Annotated in this window: 18 protein-coding genes; 13 read left to right on the forward strand and 5 right to left on the reverse strand. The window is 70.5% G+C overall.

The genetic code is table 11. From position 1 onward, the window contains the following. Nucleotide 1 precedes the first annotated feature (1 nt). Genes gap through AB0M51_RS21405 form a run of 6 tightly spaced genes read left to right on the forward strand, consistent with a single transcriptional unit; the run spans nt 2 to nt 6,290 of the window. The gene (gene gap / locus AB0M51_RS21380; protein WP_344196228.1) at nt 2-1,012 is read left to right on the forward strand and encodes a type I glyceraldehyde-3-phosphate dehydrogenase; all 1,011 of its coding nucleotides are present in this window, start codon (nt 2-4) and stop codon (nt 1,010-1,012) included. Nucleotides 1,013-1,020: 8 nt separating this feature from the next. Next, a complete protein-coding gene (locus AB0M51_RS21385) occupies nt 1,021-2,007 on the forward strand; it encodes a PEP/pyruvate-binding domain-containing protein (protein WP_344196226.1) in 987 nt (328 codons plus the stop codon). Next, nucleotides 2,007-2,558: a 2-oxoacid:acceptor oxidoreductase family protein gene (locus AB0M51_RS21390; protein WP_344196224.1), complete on the forward strand. Its 552-nt coding sequence runs from the start codon at nt 2,007-2,009 to the stop codon at nt 2,556-2,558. The genes AB0M51_RS21385 and AB0M51_RS21390 overlap by 1 nt, the downstream gene beginning before the upstream one ends. Continuing rightward, complete coding sequence (porA, locus tag AB0M51_RS21395) at nt 2,542-3,696, forward strand: pyruvate ferredoxin oxidoreductase (RefSeq protein ID WP_344196222.1); 1,155 nt, start codon at nt 2,542-2,544, stop codon at nt 3,694-3,696. Before AB0M51_RS21390 ends, porA begins: the two co-directional genes overlap by 17 nt. A 2-nt stretch (nt 3,697-3,698) precedes the next feature. After that, a complete protein-coding gene (locus AB0M51_RS21400; RefSeq protein ID WP_344196220.1) occupies nt 3,699-4,664 on the forward strand; it encodes a thiamine pyrophosphate-dependent enzyme in 966 nt (321 codons plus the stop codon). Beyond that, entirely contained in the window at nt 4,665-6,290 is a 1,626-nt protein-coding gene (locus AB0M51_RS21405) for an NAD(P)-binding protein (protein ID WP_344196218.1), read from the forward strand. A 4-nt stretch (nt 6,291-6,294) separates the two neighbouring features. Here AB0M51_RS21405 and AB0M51_RS21410 read toward each other — a convergent pair whose 3' ends face one another. Then, nucleotides 6,295-7,062, reverse strand: a complete 768-nt coding sequence (locus AB0M51_RS21410) for a sigma 54 modulation/S30EA ribosomal C-terminal domain-containing protein (protein ID WP_344196216.1) — start codon at nt 7,060-7,062, stop codon at nt 6,295-6,297. Between the two features lie 156 nt (nt 7,063-7,218). Here AB0M51_RS21410 and AB0M51_RS21415 point away from each other — a divergent pair, with 156 nt between their 5' ends. The 7 genes from AB0M51_RS21415 to AB0M51_RS21445 all read left to right on the forward strand — a co-directional run bounded on the left by AB0M51_RS21415 (nt 7,219) and on the right by AB0M51_RS21445 (nt 12,806). Then, a complete protein-coding gene (locus AB0M51_RS21415; RefSeq protein WP_344196214.1) occupies nt 7,219-8,109 on the forward strand; it encodes a universal stress protein in 891 nt (296 codons plus the stop codon). A 71-nt stretch (nt 8,110-8,180) separates the two neighbouring features. Next, entirely contained in the window at nt 8,181-9,161 is a 981-nt protein-coding gene (locus AB0M51_RS21420) for a DUF2157 domain-containing protein (protein ID WP_344196212.1), read from the forward strand. Further along, nucleotides 9,130-9,486, forward strand: coding sequence for an HPF/RaiA family ribosome-associated protein (locus AB0M51_RS21425; protein ID WP_344196210.1), 357 nt, complete (start codon nt 9,130-9,132; stop codon nt 9,484-9,486). The genes AB0M51_RS21420 and AB0M51_RS21425 overlap by 32 nt, the downstream gene beginning before the upstream one ends. Beyond that, nucleotides 9,479-10,339: a hypothetical protein gene (locus AB0M51_RS21430; protein WP_344196208.1), complete on the forward strand. Its 861-nt coding sequence runs from the start codon at nt 9,479-9,481 to the stop codon at nt 10,337-10,339. Before AB0M51_RS21425 ends, AB0M51_RS21430 begins: the two co-directional genes overlap by 8 nt. A 49-nt stretch (nt 10,340-10,388) precedes the next feature. Then, nucleotides 10,389-11,282, forward strand: a complete 894-nt coding sequence (locus AB0M51_RS21435; RefSeq protein WP_344196206.1) for a fructose-bisphosphate aldolase — start codon at nt 10,389-10,391, stop codon at nt 11,280-11,282. Between the two features lie 16 nt (nt 11,283-11,298). Further along, on the forward strand, nt 11,299-12,147 hold the full coding sequence (locus AB0M51_RS21440) for a universal stress protein (RefSeq protein WP_344196204.1): 849 nt from the start codon (nt 11,299-11,301) through the stop codon (nt 12,145-12,147). Continuing rightward, nucleotides 12,147-12,806, forward strand: coding sequence for a CBS domain-containing protein (locus AB0M51_RS21445; RefSeq protein ID WP_344196202.1), 660 nt, complete (start codon nt 12,147-12,149; stop codon nt 12,804-12,806). Before AB0M51_RS21440 ends, AB0M51_RS21445 begins: the two co-directional genes overlap by 1 nt. Here the strand turns inward: AB0M51_RS21445 and AB0M51_RS21450 are convergent. From AB0M51_RS21450 to AB0M51_RS21465, 4 genes are read right to left on the reverse strand one after another with little or no spacing between them, the layout of a single operon-like run. After that, nucleotides 12,803-13,165, reverse strand: a complete 363-nt coding sequence (locus AB0M51_RS21450; RefSeq protein ID WP_344196200.1) for a hypothetical protein — start codon at nt 13,163-13,165, stop codon at nt 12,803-12,805. The two genes, AB0M51_RS21445 and AB0M51_RS21450, sit on opposite strands and share 4 nt — an antisense overlap. Nucleotides 13,166-13,167: 2 nt before the next feature. Further along, on the reverse strand, nt 13,168-13,965 hold the full coding sequence (locus AB0M51_RS21455) for an ABC transporter permease subunit (protein ID WP_344196198.1): 798 nt from the start codon (nt 13,963-13,965) through the stop codon (nt 13,168-13,170). Nucleotides 13,966-13,970: 5 nt separating this feature from the next. Further along, the gene (locus tag AB0M51_RS21460; RefSeq protein ID WP_363749989.1) at nt 13,971-14,855 is read right to left on the reverse strand and encodes an ABC transporter ATP-binding protein; all 885 of its coding nucleotides are present in this window, start codon (nt 14,853-14,855) and stop codon (nt 13,971-13,973) included. A 1-nt stretch (nt 14,856) separates the two neighbouring features. Further along, nucleotides 14,857-15,720, reverse strand: a complete 864-nt coding sequence (locus AB0M51_RS21465; RefSeq protein ID WP_344196194.1) for a universal stress protein — start codon at nt 15,718-15,720, stop codon at nt 14,857-14,859. Between the last annotated feature and the right edge of the window lie 11 nt (nt 15,721-15,731).

Genomic DNA, 15,731 nt, shown 5'->3' on the forward strand with positions numbered 1-15,731 from the left:
CATGAGCGTACGGGTTGGGATCAACGGGTTCGGGCGGATCGGGCGGGACTATCTGCGGTGTGTGCTCGGACGCGGACCCGGTGATATCGAGGTGGTCGCGATCAACGACGTCGCGCCGCCGGAGACACTCGCCCACCTGCTTCGCTACGACTCGACGTACGGACCGCTGAAGGAAGAGGTCGAGCACACCGGCGACACGATCAAGGTGGCCGGGCAGACGCTCCGCGCGACGGCCGAACGCGACCCGGCGAAGCTGGACTGGGGCGCGGTCGGCGCGGACGTCGTGATCGAGTCGACCGGCAAGTTCCGTACCCGGGAGGCGGCCGGCGCGCACCTGACGGCGGGCGCCCGCAAGGTGATCCTGTCCGTACCGGGCAAGGGCGTCGACGCGACGATCGTCCTCGGCGTGAACGAGGACGCCTACGACCCGGCGGTCCACGACGTGATCTCGAACGCCTCGTGCACGACGAACTGCGTCGCGCCGATGGTGTCGGTGCTGCACCGGGCGTTCGGGATCGAACACGGCCTGATGACCACGATCCACAGCTACACGAACGACCAGGTGCTGCTGGACTCACCGCACAAGGACCTGCGCCGCGGACGTTCCGGCGCGGCGAACCTGATTCCGACGAGCACGGGCGCGGCCCGCGCGGTCGGCCAGGTGATCCCCGAGCTCGCCGGGAGGATCGACGGGGTCGCGGTCCGGGTTCCGGTCGAGGACGGATCGCTCACCGACCTGTCGGTGCAGCTGCACGAGGCCGTCACGGTCGAGCTCGTGAACGAGGCGTTCGCCGAGGCCGCGGCCGGGCCGTTGAAGGGCATCCTGCGCTACACGACCGATCCGATCGTGTCCCGCGACATCGTCGGCGACCCGTCGTCGTGCATCTTCGACGCGCCCCTCACCCAGGTCCAGAACCATCTGGTCAAGGTCTTCGGTTGGTACGACAACGAGTGGGGCTACACGAGCCGGCTGGTCGACCTCACCGAGCTCGTCGCGGCATCGCTGCACTAGGAGGAACCATGAACAGCGAGTACGTCGTCCGGCTGAACGGTGAGGTGGATCCGGACGAGGCCAAGGCAGCGCTCGATCCGTCGCAGGTCGGCCTGAAGGTGTCCCGGCTGGCGGAGCTGGCGCAGCAGGGGATCCGGGTGCCGGAGGGGTTCGCGGTGACGGCGTCGGCGTACCGGGAGTTCGTCTGTGACTCCCGGCTGGGGCCGACGATCGCGCAGGCGCTCCGGCGGTTCCGCGCCGGCCGGGACCTGGTGGTGGCCGCGGCCGAGATCCGTTCCGCGTTCCGGGACGCGTGGCTGCCGCCCGCGGTGGTGGACGAGATCGTCGCGGCGTACGCCGAGCTGGGCGGCGACGGGACGGACGTCGCGGTCCGGTGCAGCCCGCGGGTGGCCGCGGACGGCCTGCAGGACGACGTGTTCCTGCATCTGAGCAACGTCCAGGATGTCCTGGCGGCCTGCCGGCGATGCTTCGCGTCGCTCTACGGAACCGTTGCGGTCGGCAACCGCGAGGCGCTGGCGATCGACCAGCTCCGGGTCGCGATGCCGGTGGTCGTGCAGCCGATGGTGCGCGCCGACCTGGCCGGCTCCGGTACCGCGCGCCGCGAGAGCACGTTCGTCCGGGTGCGCGCCTCATGGGGTCTGGCCGACCACGCGGACGCCGACCTGTACTCGGTGCATCCCGGCGACCGCCCGCTGGTCGTGCGGCACCGCGGCGCCAAACAGCTCAAGACCGTGTACGCCGACCCGCGAGGGACCCTCGAGGTTCCGACGACCGCGGACGAACGCGCCGGCTGGGTGCTGACCGACGACGATCTTCGGGAGCTTGCCTCTTGGTCGGTGGCGGCGGACCGGCACTTCCGCCGCCCGACGACACTGGAGTGGGCGAAGGACGGCCTGTCCGGCCGGCTGTACGTCCTGGAGGTGCGCCCGGCCGTTGCGTCCGAGACAGTGCTGCGCGTCCGCGGACGCGCCGTCCCGGAACCGCAGTACGGCTGATGTTCGAGATCCGGATCCACGGCCGCGGTGGCCAGGGCGTGGTCACCACGGCCGAGCTGCTCTCGGTCGCGGCGTTCAGCGAGGGACGGCACGCGCAGGCGTTCCCGACGTTCGGCTCGGAGCGGACTGGCGCCCCGGTGGTGGGGTTCTGCCGGATCGACGACCACCCGATCCGCTCCCACGAACCGGTCGCCGCACCGGACGCGGTGATCGTCCAGGACTCCACTCTGCTCCACCAGCCCGACGTCCTCGCGGGCCTGGCCGCGGATGGGTACCTGCTCGTCAACACCTCGCGGCCGCTGGGTGAGCTCGGGCTGGAAGTGTCCGGCCGGGTGCTGTGTGTTCCGGCGACGGAGTTGGCCTTGACGCATCTGGGCCGGGCGTTGCCGGGCGCCGTACTGCTGGGTGCGTTCGCCGCGTTCACCGGTCAGGTGGGACTCGAGTCCGTGGTCGCGGCTGTCCGGGAGCGGTTCGCCGGAGCTGTTGCTGATGGCAACGTTGCAGCCGTTCGCCATGCCTATGAGGAGGCTCGGCATGCGTTCGCAGATTGAGGGTTCGCGGGCGGTCGCGCAGACGGTGGCGCACTGCCGGCCGGAGGTCGTGTGTGCGTACCCGATCTCGCCGCAGACGCACATCGTCGAGGCGCTGAGCGTGCTGGTCGCGTCCGGCGAGCTGGCGCCGTGCGAGTTCGTCAACGTCGAGTCGGAGTTCGGCGCGATGTCGGTCGCGATCGGCGCGTCGGCGGCCGGCGCGCGGGCGTACACCGCAACCGCCAGCCAGGGACTGCTGTACATGGCCGAGGCCCTGTACAACGCGTCCGGGCTCGGACTGCCGATCGTGATGACGGTCGCGAACCGTGCGATCGGTGCTCCGATCAACATCTGGAACGACCAGAGCGATTCGATGTCGCAGCGCGACTCCGGCTGGATCCAGCTGTACGCCGAGAGCAACCAGGAGGCGGCCGACCTGCACGTCCAGGCGTTTCGGATCGCCGAGGAGCTGTCGGTGCCGGTGATGGTGTGCATGGACGGGTTCGTCCTGACCCACGCCGTCGAGGGGATCGACGTACCGTCGCAGGAGCAGGTGGACGCGTTCCTCCCGCCGTACCAGCCGCGGCAGCTGCTCGATCCGGACGCGCCGGTCACGATCGGCGCGATGGTCGGGCCCGATGCTTTCACGGAGGTCCGCTACCTCGCGCATGCCAAACATCTGCGCGCCCTCGACGTGATTCCACGGGTGGCGGACGACTTCGCGCGGTCGTTCTCGCGGAGCGCCGGCGGACTGGTCCGGCCGTACGGGTGCGAGGGTGCGGAGACCGTCGTCATCGCCCTCGGCTCGGTCCTCGGCACGCTGAAGGACACTGTCGACGAGTTGGCGGACCCGCGCCTCGGAGTGCTCGGGCTGACCACGTTCCGTCCGTTCCCGTACGACGCGGTGCGGGCGGCGCTCCGCGACGCGCGCCATGTGGTCGTGCTGGAGCGGGCTGTCGCGGCCGGCATGGGCGGGATCGTCACGGCCGACGTCCGGGGGAGTGTTCCCGGCGCGCGGATCTCCACGGTGGTTGCCGGTCTGGGCGGTCGTCCGGTCACGAAGAAGTCGTTGCGCGAGCTGCTCGCCGGGGTGGATCGGCTGGAGCCGTTGACCTTCCTGGACCTCAAGCGCGATGTCGTCGAGCGGGAGATGACGTAGACATGCCAGTACAACGGATCAAGTTCTACCAGACCGGGAGCTTCGCGGTCGGCAATCGGCTGCTCGACCCCGCTCAGCGAGCCGTCCAGGCGGACGCCGGCCGGACGAACTCATTGACGACGGGACACCGGGCCTGCCAGGGCTGCGGGGAGGCGCTCGGGGCCAGGTACGTTCTCGACACGGTGATGCGTGCCACCGGCAACAAAGCGGTGACCGTGAACGCGACCGGTTGCCTGGAGGTCTTCTCGACGCCGTTCCCGGAATCGTCGTGGCGGGTGCCGTGGCTGCACTCGTTGTTCGGCAACGCTCCGGCGGTGGCCACCGGTGTCGCCGCCGCGCTCAAGGCGAAAGGACGGACCGACGTCCGGGTGGTCGGGCAGGGCGGTGACGGCGGCACCGTCGACATCGGCCTGGCCTGCCTGTCGGGGATGTTCGAGCGCAACGACGACGTGCTGTACGTCTGCTACGACAACGGCGGCTACATGAACACCGGCGTACAGCGGTCCGGGGCGACACCGCACGGTGCCGTGACCACGACCACGCCGGCGGGAAACTCGTTCGGGCAGGGCAAGAGCCTGCCGCTGATCGCGATGGCACACCGGATCCCGTACGTCGCCACCGCGACGGTCGCCGACCTGCGGGACCTGGAGTACAAGGCCGGCCGGGCGATGGAGTTCCACGGCGCGCGGTACCTGCACGTCCTGGTGCCGTGCCCGCTGGGGTGGCGTACGGCGTCGGACAAGACGATCCAGGTGGCCCGGATGGCCACGGAGAGCGGCATCTTCCCGGTCTTCGAGGCGATCGACGGTGAGGTGACCGATGTGACGCCGATTCGCCGGCTGCACCCGGTGGCCGACTACCTGAGCATGCAGGGACGTTTCGGTGCCACTCCGCGCGCGGACGTGGTCAGCAGACTCCAGGCCGAGGCGGACCGCAACATACGAACCTTCGGATTGACGGTGAGCTAGATGCCCGAGAAGCACCCCTACGCGATCACGCTGGACGTCGGGTCCAGCCTGGCGAACAAGACCGGATCGTGGCGGACCGAGCGTCCCGTCTACCTGGACCGGATGCCGCCGTGCAACGACGCCTGCCCGGCCGGCGAGAACGTCCAGGAGTGGCTGGCCCGCGCCGAGGAAGGCGACTACGAGGCGGCCTGGCGGCAGATCATGGCCGACAACCCGTTCCCGGCGATCATGGGCCGGGCCTGTTACCGGCCGTGCGAGACCGCCTGCAACCGGGCGACCCTGGACGAACCGGTCGGGATCAACTCGGTCGAGCGGTTCCTGGGCGACGAGGCGATCAAGCAGGGCTGGTCGGTGACTGTCGAGGCGGAGCCGAGCGGCAAGAGCGTGCTGATCGTCGGCGCCGGCCCGTCCGGACTGTCGGCGGCGTACCACCTGGCGCTCCGCGGGCATCGGGTGACGGTCCGGGACGACTCGCCGCTGGCCGGCGGCATGATGCGCTACGGCATCCCGTCGTACCGGCTGCCGCGGGACGTGGTCGACGCCGAGATCCGGCGGATCGCCGACCTCGGTGTCCGGCTGGAACTCGGTACGCCGGTCAGGTCGCTCGACACTGCGCTCGCGGAGTTCGACGCGGTCTTCCTCGCCGTCGGTGCGCACGTGGGACGCCGGGCGGACATCCCGGCCGGGGACTCGGCGCGGATCGTGGACGCGGTCTCGCTGCTGGCCGGCCTGGAGAAGGGCGAGCAGCCGCTGCTCGGCCGCCGGGTCGCGGTGTACGGCGGCGGCAACACCGCGATGGACGTCGCCCGGACCGCGCGCCGGCTCGGGGCCTCGGACGCGGTCGTGGTGTACCGGCGGACCCGGGAGCGGATGCCGGCGCACGAGATCGAGGTCCGCGAAGCGCTGGACGAGGGCGTCCGGATGCGCTGGCTGTCGACGATCGTGTACGCCGGCGAGGACCGGGTGCGGATCGAGAAGATGCGGCTGGACGAGACCGGGTTCCCGCAGCCGACCGGCGAGTTCGAGGACCTCGACGCCGACGCGGTGGTGCTCGCGCTAGGCCAGCAGGCGGACCTCGCGCTGGTGGACGGGCTGCCCGGCGTGGAGGTCGCCGACGGGGTGGTGCAGGTCGACGGCGCGATGATGACCGGCTACGCCGGACTGTTCGCCGGCGGCGACATGGTCCCGGGTGAGCGCACGGTCACGGTCGCGGTCGGCCACGGCAAACAGGCCGCCCGGAACATCGACGCCTGGCTGCGCGGTACGGCGTACGTCCACCCGGACCGGCCCGAGCCCGCGTCGTACGACCGTCTGAACACCTGGTACTACGCGGACGCGCCGGCCACGCTCCGGCCGCAACTCGACGTCGCGCGCCGGATCACGACGTTCGACGAGGTGACCGGTGGGCTGACCGCGGAGAACGCGCTGTTCGAGGCGCGGCGCTGCATGTCCTGCGGCAACTGCCTCGAGTGCGACAACTGCTTCGGCGTGTGCCCCGACAACGCGATCATCAAGCTCGGGCCAGGACAGGGCTACGAGATCGACCTGGACTTCTGCAAGGGCTGCGGGCTCTGCGCCGCGGAGTGCCCGAGCGGAGCCATCACGATGATCCGCGAACGCTCGTGAGCACTCAGGCGCGGCCGAGCAGGCCGTAGTGGCCGTCGTACCGGGTGTAGAGGGCTTGCAGCCGGTTGACCTGCTTGTTGCTGAAGAGTACGAACGGGACTCCGGTCAGGTCGAGGTGTCCGGCCGCGATCGCGAGGCTGCAGCGGTCGGCGGCGGTCAGCGTGATCGGAGGCGTGGTGACCTCGAGGCCGATCGGGTTCGGGCGGGTCTGGACGACCCGGTACCGGCGTGGCCCGGTCCGGAGCACGATGCTGTCCTGGCGGCTGTACCGCTCCTGGAACAGGTGGAAGCGGTAGTCCATCGCCTCGAGCACCACGATCGCCTCCGCCACGGTCATCGCGGCCGGAACACAGGCCTTCTGACGGGCGACCTTGCGCCGCTCGGGCGGCAACAGCTCCGGCGGTACCGGTGGGAACTCGGTGAACCGGTCCCGCAGGCACTCGGCCAGGGCGTCCGGAAACAGCTGCAACTGGGCGATCGTGCGGGCCGCGAGCAGTTCGACCAGGCCGGACATCGTCGCGGCGGCCACCTGTGCGCGGACGCGCCGGCCGGCGGGCAGCTGTACGTCGACCTGGGCTACGAGCGGTCTCCGCAGGCCGGGTTCCGGCAGCCGGGTGAGCCGCACCCGGCTGTGCGGCCCCAGCGCCCCGAGAATCGGCGCCAGATGGTCGTGGATCACCGCCGCTGCGTCGGTCGGCACGATCCCCGACGTACGGACCGGAATCGGAGTGCCCGGCCGCAGCGGCAGCGCGAACTCGAATGTTGCGTTCATGATCCCCCCTTGGGACTAGCAAGCCTCAGGCTGACAGCTGGCCACGGGCGGGGGGCAGGTCCGTTGGGCCCTGAAACAGGGCCGTTGGTCCCTGCTGCACTCCACGGTACGAGTCGCACGATCGAAACGGAATACACGCAGCCAAGGGGAGCCGCCGTGGACGAGCCCGGCACGGTACGGCCGTTGGACCGTCCACCGATCGTGGTCGGGTACGACGGTTCGTCCGCGAGCGACGCCGCGGCGCGCTGGGCCGCAGGTACGGCGCAGCGCCTCGGGCGGCGCGTCCGGATGGTTCACGTGATGCCGTGGCCGGTGATGCGCAGTACGAGCGGCACCTCGGTGCTGGTCGGACGGGACGTGCTCGGTCATGCCGCCGAGCGGCTGCTGGAGAAGGCTTGCCGGCATCTCCGGGCGGACTACCCGGAGGTGGCGATCGAGGCCGATGTGGCGATCGGCGATCCGGTGCCGATCCTGTCACGGGAAGGCGCCGGGGCGCTGATGCTGGTCCTCGGGTCGCGAGGACTGGGGGAGGTGCGCGAGGAAATCGCGGGCTCGGTGATGACGCACCTCGCGACCCACGCGGCGTGCCCGGTCGTCGTCGTACCGACGGGCTGGTCGGCGCGCCCCGGCGACGTCGTCGTCGGCGTCGACGGATCGGCGTACAGCAGCAGCGCGGTCGAGTTCGGGTTCCGGCTGGCCGAGGCCGCGGGAGTGGGGGTCAGAGCCGTGCTCGCGTGGCACGACCCGCAGAGCACGGGGCCTGGCGACATGCTCTTCCCGGTGTCCGACCTGGACGCCCTGGAAGAGGACAGTGGCGCCGTTCTCGGTGCGGCGGTCGCGGGCCAGGCCGTCGATCATCCCGACGTGAAGACCACCGAGAAGCTCGTCCACGGCCTCGCCGCGAAGGTCCTGGTGGACGAGTCGCGCGACGCTTCCCTGCTGGTCGTAGGCTCCCACGGGCTCGGCCTGCTCCGGAGCCTGCTGCTCGGCTCGGTCAGCCGCGCGATCCTCCGCCACGCCACCTGCCCGGTCGCCGTAGTGCGCTGAGCCGGTCGGCCCTGGTGGGGACAGGACGTTCGGCCCTGCCGGGGGTCCGGGCGGCGGCCGACCGTGGAGGTATGAGGGTCTCCACCGATGAGCGGCCGGCGCTGCCGCAATTGATCGACGGCTGGGTGGCCGACGGTCTGATCACCGCTGAGCAGGCCGACCGGATGCGCGCCTACCTCGGCCTGACCGGGTCCCCGGAGGAACCCAGAGGACCCCGGCGTACGCCGGTGGTCGCGGAGGCGCTTGCGTACCTCGGTGGAGTGATCGTCCTGGTCGCCGTCGGGCTGATCGCTGCGCGGAACTGGCAGTCGCTGTCGACGGGCGCCCAGCTGGGCGTGGTCGGCGGGGCCGCTGTTGCCTTGGTTCTGGCGGGTTTCGGCGTTCCCGGACCTCACACCGCGCGCAGGGCCCGGTTGCGGTCCGTTCTTTGGCTGCTCGCCACGGCGGGCACCGGCGCGTTCTTCGCACTGTTTGCCGACCGGCCGCTGAAGCTCGACGGACCCGCGGTCGGGTTGGTGGCGAGTTCGGGAGCTGCTGTCCTGGCAGCTGTGCTCTGGTGGCGGTTACCGGTGCTTGCGCAGCAGGCAGCGTTCGTGATCTTGACATCGTTGGTCGCGAGTACGGCGGTCGCCCAGTTGACCGACCGCCCGCAACTACCCGGGCTGGCTGTCTGGGGAACCGGCGTCGTCTGGTTCGCCCTCGGCTGGCGAGCGATCGTCACACCGCGACGCCCGGTACTGGCTCTCGCGGCGGCTGTGGCCTTGATCGGGACGCTGATGATGCTGCCTGCCGACGCCGGCAACGTGCTCGCGATCTGCACTCTCGTAGCGGTCGTCGTGGTCGCCGTGGTCATTCGTGACTTGCTGCTGCTCGGGGTCGGTGCGCTCGGCGCGCTGAACATCCTGCCCACGGTGGTCACTGAGTGGTTCCCGGGGAGGTTGGCGGCACCGCTGGTGCTGCTGGCGGTGGGCGCGTTGCTGGTGACCGCCGCGGTCTACGTAGCGAAGGGGAGGGGAAGACATGACGAACGTTCAGGTCACGGTGCGAGGTGAGGTTCCCGAAGAGGCTGCCGGTTACGCGCTGGAGAAGATCCGGCACGCCGTCAGCCGGACACCTGCCGTCGACCAGATCCACGTCGTACTGACCGTCGTCGGCAATCCGGCCAACGAGGAACCGGCCGTGATCGAGGCCGAGGCTGAGGTCGCCGGCGCGCCCGTTCACGTGCACGCTGCCGCCGCGTCACTGACCGCGGCCGTCGACGACGCCGCCGACCGTCTCCGTCGCCGGCTGACCGATCTCCGCGAACGCCCGCGGTCCCGGCGGCACGCGAAGGTCGCCGTTGTCACCGCATCGGAGGAGGAGCAGGAAGATGACTGAGAACAGCTCCGGACGGCCCCCGGAGCGGCATGTCGCCGACGTGCGGGCCCGGTGGGCGATCGCGATCGCCGTGCTGGCGATCATCGCGCTGGCGGTGACGATGGTTGTCCTGGTCAACGACTCCGGTCAGCCGTCCGGTACGTCGCCGACACCCGGCGCCACGGTCACGCAACCCGGCCCGACAGTCACGGTCACGACGAACCCGAAGCCGACCACGAGTACCCCGGCCCATCGCACGTTCCCGTACCAGCCGCTCTGGCCGTTCACCTCCGAGGCCGACGCGGCCGGCTGGCAGCAGGCCTATCGCAGCGGCGGCAAGCAGCCCTGGCACCTGGACGCGGGGCAGACAGCCCTGTCGTTCACCACCGGGTTCCTGCAGTTCCACGAGATCGATCTGATCGTGTCGCACTCCGTCCAGGGTGATGACGCCTACGTGTCGGTGGGGTACCGCCCCGAGCACAACCAACCTGCGGTCGCCGCGGTCGTTCACCTCGCCCGGCTGGGACAGGGCAGCGACGCGCCGTGGGAGGTCGTGGGGACGCGGGACAGCAGACTCACGGTGACGCAGCCGCGGTACGGCGCCGTCGCACGGTCGCCGCTGACCGTCGGCGGGCGGATCACCGGTGTCGACGAGGCCGTGCGGGTCGACGTACGGCAGACCTCCACCGGTGCGCGGCTCGGAACCTTCTGCTGTGTCGCCGCGGGCGGTGCGGGACAGCCGTGGTCGGCGCAGGTGACGTTCACCGCCGCGACGGACCCGGCGCTCACGGTCGTCGCCTCGACCGGCGGGCACTACCAGGGCGTCGAGGCCTTCGCGGTCACGGCGATCCAGAACCAGGCGAACGCTAACTGAGGACCGTCTGGCTGACAGGTCCGGATTTGGCAGTAGGGAGATGACGATCATGCAGAAGAGAGCAGCACTGAACGAGCTCGGCCTGAGTGTGGGCAAGAAGGCCCGGCTGCGCCGGATCCTGTTCGACCACGGGCTCAGGAACGGGACGGCATTGTTCCTGCCGTACGACCAGGGACTCGAGCACGGGCCGCGGGACTTCTTCGCGAACCCGGCGTCCTCGGACCCGCGGTACATCATGTCGCTCGCCAAAGCCGGCGAGTTCAACGGCGTGGTCCTACAGATCGGGCTGGCCGAGAAGTTCTTCTGGGAGTACGCCGGTGAGATCCCGCTGATCCTGAAGCTGAACGGCAAGACCGACATCCCGCCGGACGCCGCGGCGTTGTCGCCGGTGCACGCGAGCGTCGAGGACGCCGTACGGCTGGGCGCCGACGCGGTCGGCTACACGCTGTACGTCGGATCGCCCGCGCAGGAGACGGACTTCACGCAGTACCGGACGATCCGCGCGGACGCGGAGCGGCTCGGGATGCCGTTGATCGTGTGGGCCTACCCGCGCGGCTCGGCGATCGAGGCGAAGGGCGGGAAGGACTCGTTCTACGCCGTCGACTACGCGGCCCGGGTGGCCAGTGAGCTGGGCGCGGACGTGGTGAAGGTGAACTTCCCGCAGCCGGCGAAACGGGACAACGTCAAACCGCCGTACGAGGAGATCTTCTCCCCGCAGCAGGCGATCGACGGCGTCGTCCGGTCGGCGAACCGCACGCTCGTGCTGGTGTCCGGTGGCGAGCGGGCCGGTGACGACGCGATGTACCGCAAGGCCGAGCAGGCGATGGACGCCGGCGGCCTGGGCCTGATCTTCGGCCGCAACGTCTGGCAGCGCGGGTACGACGAGTCGCTCGCGTTCGTCGACGGCCTGAAGGAGATCCTCGTCCAGCATCCCAGCGACTGAAGGGAACCTACCGGTGATGAAGGAACACATCCTCGTCGGTGTCGACGGCTCGCCGGAGAGCCGGACCGCCTTGCGCTGGGCCGTGCACGTCGCTGAGCGACGGGGGCTCGCGGTTCGGGTGGTGCGGGCCTACCAGAACGATCTGGACCGGTGGCCGGCGATCGGGATGGCCGGGTACGTGCCGCCCCCGATGGTGCTGGACAAGTTCCAGGAGGAGCTGGACGAGTCGGAGCAGGTGGCCCGGGACCGGCTCGGAGACGGCCGGGTGTGCGGCGTGCTGGTGGACATGGACCCGGCCCGCGCGATCCTGAAGGAGGCCGCCGACGCCGAGCTGGTGGTGGTCGGGACCAGGTCGCCGAACAAGATGTCGGCGGCGCTGCTCGGCTCCGTGGCCACCGCGGTCACGGCCAAGGCACCCTGCCCGGTGGCCGTGGTGCGCGGTGAACTCCGGACCGGCCCGATCGTGGTGGGGACCGACGGTTCACCGGACTCCGAGGACGCGGTGGACTTCGCGTTCGAGCAGGCCGAGCGCACCGGCGACCCGCTCCAGGTCGTGTACTGCTGGCAGCCGCAGCCGGAGTACGCGGCGTCGGTCGCCACCACCGGGCAGTTGCTGGAGAACTGGCTGGCCGAGAGCCTCGCGCCGTACCGGGACAAGCACCCGACGGTGCGGGTGCGTGCGGAGGTCCGGGAGGGCCGGGCCCGTGCGCAGTTGATCAAGCTCTCGGAGACGGCCTCGTTGACGGTTGTCGGGTCGCGTGGCCGCGGCGGCGTCAAGGGTCTGCTGCTCGGCTCTGTCAGCCAGAGCCTGCTGCACCACGCGGATTCACCTGTAGTGATCGTTTGCCGACACAAGGAGTCATGATGCGCCACTTCCTGGTGGTTTCCGACGTGATGACGAAGGACGTCGTCACAGTCGCCGAGGACACGCCGTTCAAGGCCGTCGCCGCAGTTCTCGCCGAGCATCACATCAGCGCGGTACCGGTCCGCGGTACGCACGGCTGGATCGCCGGCGTGGTGTCCGAGACGGACCTGCTGTACAAGGAGAAGAAGCAGCGTCCGGGCCGGTTGCACCGCAAGGCACGCGCCAAGGCAGACGCGCTGACTGCCGGGCAGCTGATGACGAGTCCCGCGGTCACGATCGAGGGCGGCTGCACGCTGGACGAGGCCGCCCGGCTGATGGCGGCCCGCGGCCTCACCCGGCTGGTCGTGATGGACGGCGACAAGCTCGCCGGCATCGTGACCCGCTCCGATCTGCTCAGCGCGTACGTCGCCTCCGACCAGGAGATCCTGGCCCGCGTGCACCGCGACGTCGTCGACCGCCACCTGTGGGACGACCCGCAGGCCGTTCAGGTCGCCGTACAGGAAGGCGTGGTGACGCTGACGGGGCAGGTGGAGCGACGGAGCACGGTCGCGTTCGCCGACCAGCTCGTCCGCGGCGTGGACGGTGTCGTGGCCGTACGCAACGAACTGACCTGGATGACCGACGACACCACCCGCACCCCCGGAGGGGTCTTCTACTAGTGCCGACGGCCCGGTCCCGTCGGCGTCATCCTCGTAGCACCTCGGCGGTCCGGTGCGAACGTGCTGCGCTCGGCGAGTTCGATCGTCCACAGGGTGACGGTGGTGGCGATCGAGATCGTGAGCAGCAGGATGACCGGGAACGCGGCACACACGACCGCCGGGACGGCGAGTACCGGCGTGAGCCAGGTCGTGCTGTCGTCGGTGAGCAGTAGGACGGTCGCGCCGGTGAGGATGAGGGCGACGGCACTGATCCCGCGCCCGGAGATGAAGTTGCTGTCGGCAAGAAACACCAGGTAGGCAGCGACCAGAGCTGCCACGGGAATCGTGGCGGCGAGGTCGCGGCGGGGAACTGTGGCCATGCTCACCTCGCGGTGGAGATGTCGCGGCCGTCCAGGGCGGGGAGTGCGAGGGCCACGAGCAGGGTCGTGCCCGCGAGGAGCCAGAGATAGCTGAGTTCCAGGCCGGCGCCGAGCGGGCCGCCGTGGAACGCCTGGTGGATGGGGGAGTAGGGCTGCCAGGACGCGAAGCGCGGAACCATCAGCCCGGCCGCGTAGACGACGTACCCCGCAATGGCGGCGGTCGCCGAGACGGCGACGGCGGTGGTACGCCGGCCGGTCAGTGCGCCGACGGCCAGGGCGAGTACGCCGAACTCGAGGCCCAGCAACGTCATCGCGAGCGCGCCACTCGCCGCGGCGGAGACGCTGATCCCGAGCCCGAAGATCTGGCTGCCGAGCGCGGTGGCGGCGAACAGGGCGAGTCCGAGCACGGCTACCGACGACGCGAGGGCGAGCGCCTTCTCGACGACGACCCGGGACCCGGAGACCGGGGTGACGAGCAACAGTTCGAGCGTGCCGCGTTCTTCCTCGCCGGCGATCGCCCGGGCACCGTGCCCGACGGCGTAGACGAGGAACAAGGCGGGCAGCAGCAGTGTGAAGAGCTCGGCATTGAGGAAACCGGCGCCGGTGGTCATCGCGTCGAGGTTGAAGAACTTCCGCAACTCGGCGGGCAACGACTGGTACAGCTGTTGCAGGTTCGGCATGTCGCGGATCGACGGCCAGAGCGCGGACTCCAGCAGGACCAGCACCGCGATGGCGATCGACCACCCGAGCAGGCCGCGGCGGGCGTCGTACAGCGACTTCAGGTAGATGGTGCGAAACATGGCGCTCACCCGTTGTAGTAGTCGAGGAACACGGTTTCGAGGTCGGCCTCGTGGCTGAGGACGTTCGTGACCTCGTACGGCGCGGCCGCCCTGAGCAGCCCGGCCGTCGACCCGCTGATCACGAGGTGGGCGGTGTGACCGTCGACCGACAGCTCCTGGACGCCCGGTACGGCGCGCATCCGGTCGACGGGCGGCGCACCGGCGAACGTCAGGTCGAGCCGGCGACGGGCGGTGGCCCGCAACGCCTGCACGGACTGGACCGTGACCAGCCGGCCGGCGCGCAGGATCGCGACCCGGTCCGCGACCGCGTCGACCTCGGACAGGACGTGCGAGGACAGGAACACGGTCCGCCCGGCGTCCCGGGTCTCCCGCAGCAGCTCACGGAACTCGCGCTGCATCAACGGGTCCAGCCCGGTCGTCCGCTCGTCCAGGATCAGCAGGTCCGGGTCGTGCATGAACGCCTGCACGATGCCGACCTTCTGCCGGTTGCCCCGCGACAGCGTGCCGATCCGGACCCCGAGGTCGAGGTCGAAACGCTTCGCGAGCAGGTCGATCCGGGACCGCTCGACGCCGCCGTACAGGTGCGCGAAGTAGTCGAGGTACTGCGTGCCGGTGAGGTCGGGGTAGGCGACGAAGTCCCCGGGAAGGTACCCGATCCGCCGTTGCAGTGCGTCGTACTGGTCGGCGGCGTCGAAGCCGAAGACGACCGCCGATCCCGCGGTCGGGCGGATCAGCCCCGCGAGCAGCCGGATCGTGGTGGTCTTGCCGGCGCCGTTCGGGCCGAGGTACCCGAGCACCTCGCCCGGCGGTACGTCGAGGTCGAGGCCGTCGAGCGCGGTCCGCCGGCCGAACCGCTTGGTCAGGTTGCGGGTCCGGACGACGTGGTCCATGTCAGGTCTCCGGGTGGTGGACGACCGCGACCGGGCAGTGTGAGTGGTGCAGGAGGCCGCGGGCGACGGAGCCCATCCGGAGTTCGGAGAACGCCGTGCGGCCGAGGCCGCCGACCACCACCAGGTCCGCGTCCCGGGACTCGCGGGCCAGGACGAGAACGGGATGGTCGACGACCCCGTGGCTGTCGACGTGGACGTCCGGGTACTTCGCGGTCCAGCCGTCGAGGGTCTGCGCGAGCAGCTCGTCGGCGGTCTCGATCCACGGCCGGGCCGGGTCGAACCAGCTGTTCGGGTCCGGGTACGTCTGCCGTACCTCGATCGCGTGCACGCCGAGCAGTTCGGCGCCGTTCGCCTCGGCGAGCTCGAAGCCGAACCGGAGCGCGTCCTGTCCTTCGACGGACCCGTCGATGCCGACCACGATCCGGTGGTACGCCGGTGCCGCCGGGTCCCAGGTGTCCGGTACGACGACCAGCGGCACCTTGGTGGCGAGCGCCGTACACACCTGGGAGGTGGAGCCGAGGACCAGTTCGGCGAACCCGCCCATCCCGCGGCGGCCGATGACCAGGGCCTGTGAACGTTCGGAGAGGTCGAGCAGGATCTGGGCGGGGTGGCCGTGCCGGACCTCGAGCGACGCGTTCCGGAAGCCGAGCCGGTCGAGCTCGTCGAGCGCGTCGCCGAGGACCTCGGTGCCGTCGTCCGGCTTGTCCGACGGTACGCCGGCCGGCAGCTCCCGCTGGCGGTCGACGACGTACACCGCGTGCAGCGGCGCTTTCCGGAGCGTGGCGTAGGACGCTGCCCAGGTCAGCGCGATCAGGCCGTCCCGGGATCCGTCGATCCCGACCAGCACCGGCAGTTCGTTGGTCATGGCGCCTCCTC

Origin of the sequence: Kribbella sp. NPDC051137 (assembly GCF_040682535.1) — a bacterium.
Classification (GTDB): Bacteria; Actinomycetota; Actinomycetes; order Propionibacteriales; family Kribbellaceae; genus Kribbella; species Kribbella karoonensis.